The 1,297-nt window shown below is 69.9% G+C and carries 1 protein-coding gene and 1 pseudogene; both read left to right on the top strand.

Features of this window, described 5'->3' with window-relative positions:
* Positions 1-853: cell wall hydrolase (locus GH737_RS14815; protein WP_196233250.1), on the top strand; the 853-nt coding region annotated here is incomplete at its 5' end.
* 23 nt (positions 854-876) lie between these two features.
* Positions 877-1,297, top strand: a pseudogene (locus tag GH737_RS14810) (hypothetical protein); the annotation flags it as partial.

Raw genomic sequence — 1,297 nt, 5'->3', positions numbered from 1 at the left:
CAGTGGCGCCGCGCTGGAGGACATGCAGGCGATCGGCGACCAGGCGCGGGTGATCAACGCCGCGCTGCCGTTCGCCAATGGGCCGCTCCACGCGGCCCAGCGCTTCGTCGCCAGCGGCAGCAGCCTCGACCAGCAGCGGGCGCTGCTGTGCCTCACCCAGGCAGTCTATTACGAAGCCGGCTTCGAACCGGCCGAGGGACGCCGCGCGGTTGCGCAGGTGGTGCTCAACCGCATGCGGCATCCTGCGTTCCCGAAGTCGATCTGCGGGGTCGTCTATCAGGGCGCCGGAACCGGCACGTGCCAGTTCACCTTCGTGTGCGACGGCGCGCTCTATCGCCGCCCGGCGGCCGACGCATGGCGCCAGGCGGAGGCGGTCGCGCGCGCGGCCCTGTCGGGCTATGTCGAGACCAAGGTCGGCGAAGCCACGCACTATCACGCCGATTATGTCGCGCCGCGCTGGGCGCCGATGCTCGCCAAGGTCGCCGAGATCGGACAGCACATCTTCTATCGCTGGCCTGGCGCATGGGGCCAGCCCTCAGCCTTCCGTGGCCGCTATATCGGCGAGCCACGCGATCCGCTGACGATGCGGCCCGCCATGACGGTCGCAATGGCGCAGGACGGCGACATCAGCGCCGCTACCACAGTCGCCGAGGCTGGTCCGCCGGTTCCGCGCGCGCCGAATGACGTCGGCGGCCTGCTCGATACGTCGAAAGGGTGGACTTTGCACATCCCCGGTCCCGACGAGAGCGACGGCGCGGCGGCGAAAATGATTGCCGCGCAGAAGGGTGCCTCAGTGCCGGCGCGTGAGGTAGCGGCCGCTTCGCCGATCGGCGTGGCGGCGGGCACCAGGTAATCGAGATCGGAGTTAGCGTAGACATGGCGACCCTTCCCTTCATTGGACCGGCGATCAGACATCGCAAGCCGCTTACCGGCGCGCGCATGATCATCGTCGCGGCGGCCGCCGCAGTCGCGGTTTTCCTGCTCTGGGCGAGCCTCGCCCAAGTGGACGAAGTCACGCGCGGCGAGGGCAAGGTGATCCCGTCGAGCAAGCTCCAGATCATCACCGCGGCCGACCCGGCGACGGTGAGCGAGCTGTTCGTGCGCTCCGGCCAGCGGGTCCACAAGGGGCAGCTTCTGGTTCGCCTCGACAGCCCCGAGAACGAATCGCAGCTCGGCCAGCTTCAGGCCGAGACCGAGTCGCTCCAGGCGCGCGCCTCCCGCCTCAGCGCCGAGGGCGGCCTAGGCACCGGCGCCGCATGTGCGGGCTCCGACTGCGCCGGCCAGGAAGCGCTTCGTG

Source organism: Sphingomonas segetis, assembly GCF_009720245.1.
In the GTDB taxonomy this organism is placed as follows: Bacteria; Pseudomonadota; Alphaproteobacteria; order Sphingomonadales; family Sphingomonadaceae; genus Sphingomicrobium; species Sphingomicrobium segetis.
Note: the sequence above shows the minus strand (reverse complement) of the source record. Positions and strands in the feature narration are given on the sequence as shown.